This is a genomic window from Pseudoxanthomonas taiwanensis (genome assembly GCF_010093135.1).
In the GTDB taxonomy this organism is placed as follows: domain Bacteria; phylum Pseudomonadota; class Gammaproteobacteria; order Xanthomonadales; family Xanthomonadaceae; genus Pseudoxanthomonas; species Pseudoxanthomonas taiwanensis.
In genome coordinates this window covers 25,043-31,042 of the sequence record NZ_PDWK01000034.1, presented here as the reverse complement: position 1 = coordinate 31,042, position 6,000 = coordinate 25,043, and the positions used below count along the sequence as shown (strand labels likewise).

Sequence of the window (6,000 nt, the reverse complement as noted above, 5' to 3'; positions counted from 1 at the left end):
GGGCGGGTGGAGTGCATGCCTCCATCTTCGTCCGCGGCGGCCATTGCGTACACTCCGCGATCCCCCCTCCAACGCCGCGATCCTGATGCCGTTCCAGATCCCGCCGACCAAACTGCCCAGGGTGGGCACGACCATCTTCACCGTGATGTCGCAGATGGCGGCCGAGCACGGTGCCGTGAACCTGGGCCAGGGCTTCCCCGACTTCCCGGTGCCGCAGCGCCTGGTGGACGCGCTGGATGCGGCCATGCGCGAGGGCCACAACCAGTACGCGCCGATGACCGGTGTGCCGGCGCTGCGCCAGGCCATCGCCGCCAAGGTGCGGCGCTGCTACGGCGCCGGGGTGGACGCCGATGCCGAGGTCACCGTCACCAGCGGCGCCTCCGAGGCCATCTTCAACGCCATCCAGGCGGTGGTGCGCCCCGGCGAGGAGGTGGTCGTGCTGGACCCGGCCTACGACTGCTACGAGCCGGCCATCGACCTGGCCGGCGCGCGCGCGGTGCACGTGTCGCTGGATCCGGCCAGTTTCGCCGTGGACTGGGAGCGCGTGCGCGCCGCGATCACCCCCCGCACGCGCATGCTGATGGTCAACAGCCCGCACAACCCGTCCGGGGCCATGTTCTCGGCCGCCGACATGCAGGCCCTGGAAGCGCTGCTGGAGGGCACGGACATCGTGCTGCTGTCGGACGAGGTGTACGAGCACATCGTCTTCGACGGCGCCCGCCACGAGTCGGTGCTGCGCTGGCCGCGGCTGCGCGAGCGCGCCTTCGTGGTCTCCAGCTTCGGCAAGACCTACCACTGCACCGGCTGGAAGGTCGGCTACTGCATCGCCCCGCCGGCGCTGAGCGCGGAGTTCCGCAAGGTGCACCAGTACAACGTGTTCTGCACCTTCGCCCCGGCCCAGCACGCCTTCGCCGCGATGCTGCGCGAGGCGCCGGAGCACGACCAGGCGCTGGGCGCCTTCTACCAGGCCAAGCGCGACCGCTTCCGGCAGCAGCTGCTGGGCACGCGGCTGAAGCCGCTGCCGGTGGCCGGCGGCTACTTCCAGCTGGTGGACTACTCGGAGGTCAGCGACCTGCCGGATCTGGAGTTCGTGAAGTGGCTGACGGTGGAGCACGGGGTGACCGCCATCCCGCTGTCGCCGTTCTACGCGCAGCCGCCGGCCGGGCAGCGCCTGGTGCGGCTGTGCTTCGCCAAGAACGAGGCCACCCTGGACGCGGCCATCGAACGGCTGCGGCGACTGTGAGGCACACGGCCATGCAGGATCTGCGCATTTCCCTGGTCCAGGGCGACACCCGCTGGCATGACCCGGAGGCCAACCGCGCCTACTACGGCGCGCTGCTGGCGCCGCTGGCCCGCGCCACCGACCTGGTGGTGCTGCCGGAGACCTTCACCAGCGGCTTCTCCAACGATGCCATCGAGCGCGCCGAGGGCATGGACGGCCCGACCGTGGCCTGGATCCGCGAGCAGGCCGCGCGCCTGGGCGCGGCGGTGACCGGCAGCGTGCAGCTGCGCACGGAGCAGGGCGTGTTCAACCGCCTGCTGTGGGCCACCCCGGACGGCGGGCTGGCGCACTACGACAAGCGCCATCTGTTCCGCTACGCCGGCGAGCACAGGCGCTACACGCCCGGGCGCGACCGCCTGACCGTGGAATGGAAGGGCTGGCGGATCAACCCGCAGGTCTGCTACGACCTGCGCTTCCCCGTGTTCTGCCGCAACCGCTACGACGTTGAACGCGCGGGCGGGCTGGACTTCGACCTGCAGATCTTCGTGGCCAACTGGCCTTCGCCCCGCGCCCACGCCTGGCGCACGCTGCTGCGCGCGCGCGCGATCGAGAACCTGTGCTACGTGGCCGGGGTGAACCGCGTCGGCCGCGACGGCAACGGCCTGGACTACAGCGGCGACAGCGCGGTGGTCGACTTCCTCGGCCAGGCCCAGGTCGAGGCCCACGGCCGCGAGCAGGTGCTGACCAGCACGCTCTCGGCCGAGGCCCTGGCCGCGCACCGGGCGCATTTCCCGGCCATGCTCGACGCCGACGCCTTCCAGCTGCGCTGAAGGCCCGGCACGGCCACCGGTGAACCGCGCCGGTGCCGCGGAGACGCCACGGACACGCGCCGCTGGCCTAAACTCGCCACGGCGCCGGGATCCCCGGCATCCCACGGAGTCCATGCCATGCACCTGCCGCGAATCCTGCTTGCCGGCCTGATCGCCCTGGCCGCCACGCCCGCCGCGCACGCGCGCGACATCGACTGCAAGCTGCGCTTCACCCTGTCGGGCTGGTCCGCGTTCTACAAGACCGCCCAGGGCACCGGCACCATCACCTGCGACAACGGCGCCAGCCTGCCGGTGAAGATCAGCGCCAAAGGGGGCGGCATCACCTTCGGCAAGTCGCGCATCGACGACGGTGTGGGCGAATTCTCCGGCGTGGCCAACATCCGCGAGACGCTGGGCACCTACGTCGCCGCCGAGGTCCACGCCGGCGCGGTCAAGTCGGGCAGGGCGCAGGTGATGACCAAGGGCGAGGTCTCACTGGCCCTGGCCGGCAAGGGCAAGGGCTGGGACCTGGGCCTGGCCTTCGGCAAGTTCGTGATCGAACCGCGCTGACGCGCCGCCGGCATGCGCCGGCCCCGGGCGCGGCGACGGCGCGGCCGCGCCGCCGCCTGGTGCCGGGTGTCCCGTCCCTCAGCGGCCGCGGTTGCGGCGCGGGCCGCCGCGGCCGGGCGTGCCGCCCGGCGCGGCGTGGTCGGACGGGAAGTAGGGGCGCGCGCCGGCCTTGGCCTTCTTGGCCTTCTTGGGCTTGCGCTTGCCGCCCGGGCCGGCGTTGCGGTGGCCGGCCGGGCCGGTGCCCACGCCCTCGGGCACGTACCAGGTGCGGAACGCGGCCGGGTTGTCGTCCAGACCCTTCTGCTTGCGCTGCTTGAGCGGCTTCTGCGCCTGCTTGGCGGCGGCCTCGCCGGTCACGGTCAGGCTGCCGGCGGCCTTCTTGCCGCCGCGGCCGCGGCGGTCCTCGCGCAGGGTGTCGAAGCGGCGCAGCTCGCGGCCCTCGTCGGCCAGGTTCAGGCCGTTGACGTAGGCCTGGCCGCGGCCGGCCTCCTGGCCCACGTGCACGGTGGCGCGGGCGGCGCGGCGCTGGCCGATCACCGGCTGCAGGGTCAGGGTGGAGCGGGGGGCGTCCTCCAGGCCCAGCTCGCGGCGCAGGGCCTCGACCTGGGCCGCCGGCAGCTCCTGCGACTGGCCGCGCAGCAGCTCGCGCGGCAGGCTGATGCTGCCGTAGCGCACGCGCTTGAGCCGGCTGACCTGGCAGCCCTGCGATTCCCACAGGCGGCGCACCTCGCGGTTGCGGCCCTCCTTGACCACGACCTTGAACCAGTCGTGCGACTCGGTGCCGCCGATGCGCTCGATCTGCTCGAACCGGGCCGGGCCGTCCTCCAGCTCCACGCCCTGCGCCAGGCGCTGGACCACGGTCTCGGGCACGCTGTCCTGGCCCTCCGGGGCGCGCACGCGCACCACGTACTCGCGCTCGACCTCGCGCGAGGGATGCATCATGGCGTTGGCCAGCTCGCCGTCGGTGGTCAGCAGCAGCAGGCCGGTGGTGTTGATGTCCAGGCGGCCGACGGCGATCCAGCGCGCACCCTTCAGGCGCGGCAGCGAATCGAACACGGTGGGCCGGCCCTCGGGGTCCTCGCGGGTGGTGACCTCGCCTTCCGGCTTGTTGTACAGCAGCACGCGCGGCGGCTCGGTCAGCGCCGAGGCGACGAAGGTGCGGCCGTCCAGCTCCCCGCGGTCGCCGCTCCGGATGCTCGGGCCGACCTGGGCGACCTCGCCGTTGACCTTGACCAGGCCGTCGGCGATGCGCTGCTCCAGCGCGCGGCGCGAGCCGAGCCCGGCCTGGGCCAGGACCTTGTGCAGCCGCTCCTCGAGGCGGGGCGCGGCGGGGGCGGCGGCGTCGCGCTTGAGCGACAGCCGGCCGAGGGTCTTGCGGGGGGTGGGATCAGTCATGGATCTGGCTCCGGCCGTCGTCGGTTGCTTCGGCCTGGGGTTCGGAAGGGCCGGCGGCCGTGTCGGCCTCCGGCAGGGATTCTTCGGGGGTGGACGGGGCCTGCGCGTCCTGCGCGGCGGCACCGTCGTCGTCGTTGGCCGGCGCATCGCCTGCGCCCCCCGCGGCCTGGCCGGCGTCGGCGCCGGCGGCGGCGGTCGCCGGGGCGGGGGCGGCGTCCGGATCCAGCGGCAGTTCCGGTTCCAGCTCGCCGATGTCCTTCAGCTCGGACAATGGCGGCAGCTCGTCCAGGCTCTTGAGGCCGAAGTAGTCCAGGAAGGCCTTGGTGGTGCCGTACAGGGCCGGCCGCCCGGGCACGTCGCGGTGGCCGACCACGCGGATCCACTCGCGCTCCTCCAGCGCCTGGATGATGTTGCTGCTGACCGCCACGCCACGCACCTGCTCGATCTCGCCGCGGGTGATGGGCTGCCGGTAGGCGATCAGCGCCAGGGTCTCCAGGGTGGCGCGGGTATAGCGGGTCTTGCGTTCGGTCCACAGCCGCGCCACCCAGGGATGGACCTCGCGCTTGACCTGGAAGCGGAAGCCGGAGGCCACCTCGACCAGCTCCACGCCGCGGTCGGCGCAGGCCTCGCGCAGCTCCTCCAGGGCCCGCTCCACGCTGCCGGACGGCGGCGGCTCGTCCTCGGGGAACAGCCCGTACAGCTGGGCCAGCGGCAGCGGCTGGTTGGCCGCCAGCAGCGCGGCCTCGACGATGCGGTTGATCAGCGCCTGGTCCATGGATCTCGCGGGTTCGGTGGTGGGGCGTCAGCGCGCGGCGGGTTCGTTGGCGGTGTCGCCGTCGTCGAACTCGCTGTGGAACTGCAGCGGCTCGGCGGTGTTGCCGGTGGCCAGCGACTTGACGTAGATCGGCGCCAGCGGCGCCTCCTGGACGATGTCCAGCAGCTGTTCCTTGGCCAGTTCGAGCATGGCCAGGAAGGTCACCAGCACGCCCAGCCGGCCTTCCTCGGCGGTGAACAGGCTCTCGAAGCGGTGGAAGTGGCCGTCCTCCAGCTTCTGCAGCACCTCGCCCATGCGCTGGCGCACGCTCAGCGCCTCGCGCCGGATCTGGTGGCCGCTGAACAGCTCGGCGCGCTTGAGCACGTCGTGCAGCGCCAGCAGCAGCTCGCGCAGGTCCACCGGCGGCGGCAGCCGCACCACCGTGCGGTCGGGCACGTGCGCCTGCACCGGCAGGGTGTCGCGCTCCATCCGCGGCAGCGCGTCCAGGTCCTCGGCGGCCTGCTTGAAGCGCTCGTACTCCTGCAGGCGGCGGACCAGCTCGGCGCGCGGGTCCTCCTCCTGGCCTTCCTCGGCCGGCGGCCGCGGCAGCAGCATGCGCGACTTGATCTCGGCCAGGATCGCGGCCATCAGCAGGTACTCGGCCGCCAGCTCGAAGCGCAGCTCCTGCATCACCTCGATGTAGGCGATGTACTGCCGGGTGATCTCCGCCACCGGGATGTCGAGGATGTCCAGGTTCTGGCGGCGGATCAGGTACAGCAGCAGGTCCAGCGGGCCCTCGAAGGCGTCGAGGATGACCTCCAGCGCGTCCGGCGGGATGTACAGGTCCTGCGGGATCTGCAGCAGCGGCTGCCCGTGCACGACCGCCAGCGGCATCTCCTGCTGCTGCGGCGCGCGGGGCGGCTGCGTTGTGGGGGTCGCGTCTTGCGCGGTCTGCGAAGTCATCTGCTCGAAAGCCCTGCCCGGGACGGGGCCGCGCCGGAACGCCCGGATCCCGTGGGCGAGGTGCCGGCTGCGGGGGCGGCCGCCGCCGGAAGGGCCGGGGACGGGCGCCGCTGCGTGCACATCAAAAAGGCCTGGCACCGCACGGGGCGGCGGCCGACAGCCGGGAGGTCGTCTGCGTGCGGCCGGTCGCGGCAGCGGAGGGCCGTCGTGGCGTCCGGGCTACCTGGCGCGGGAGCAAGGCAGCCGGGCGTGCCCTGGGAAACCGACGGCCCGCTGCTTTCGGCCGC

4 protein-coding genes and 2 pseudogenes are annotated in these 6,000 nt (G+C 73.0%); 3 read left to right on the top strand and 3 right to left on the bottom strand.

The genetic code is table 11. The features are described 5' to 3' along the window. Window positions 1-85: 85 nt before the first annotated feature. The 3 genes from CR938_RS08275 (at window position 86) to CR938_RS08265 (ending at window position 2,601) form a co-directional block, all read left to right on the top strand. Window positions 86-1,243: a pyridoxal phosphate-dependent aminotransferase gene (locus CR938_RS08275; RefSeq protein ID WP_162124554.1), complete on the top strand. Its 1,158-nt coding sequence runs from the start codon at window positions 86-88 to the stop codon at window positions 1,241-1,243. 11 nt (window positions 1,244-1,254) lie between these two features. After that, window positions 1,255-2,052, top strand: coding sequence for an amidohydrolase (locus CR938_RS08270; RefSeq protein WP_162124553.1), 798 nt, complete (start codon window positions 1,255-1,257; stop codon window positions 2,050-2,052). Between the two features lie 117 nt (window positions 2,053-2,169). After that, window positions 2,170-2,601, top strand: a complete 432-nt coding sequence (locus CR938_RS08265) for a hypothetical protein (protein WP_162124552.1) — start codon at window positions 2,170-2,172, stop codon at window positions 2,599-2,601. On the opposite strand, the pseudogene rluB reads toward CR938_RS08265, so the two are convergent. The 3 genes and pseudogenes from rluB to CR938_RS08250 all read right to left on the bottom strand — a co-directional run bounded on the left by rluB (window position 2,524) and on the right by CR938_RS08250 (window position 5,713). Beyond that, window positions 2,524-3,996: pseudogene (gene rluB / locus CR938_RS14800) on the bottom strand (23S rRNA pseudouridine(2605) synthase RluB). The gene CR938_RS08265 and the pseudogene rluB sit on opposite strands and share 78 nt — an antisense overlap. Next, a pseudogene (scpB, locus tag CR938_RS08255) lies at window positions 3,995-4,771 on the bottom strand (SMC-Scp complex subunit ScpB); the annotation flags it as partial. The pseudogenes scpB and rluB, both read right to left, overlap by 2 nt. A 27-nt stretch (window positions 4,772-4,798) precedes the next feature. After that, complete coding sequence (locus CR938_RS08250) at window positions 4,799-5,713, bottom strand: segregation and condensation protein A (RefSeq protein ID WP_162124549.1); 915 nt, start codon at window positions 5,711-5,713, stop codon at window positions 4,799-4,801. Window positions 5,714-6,000: the final 287 nt, after the last annotated feature.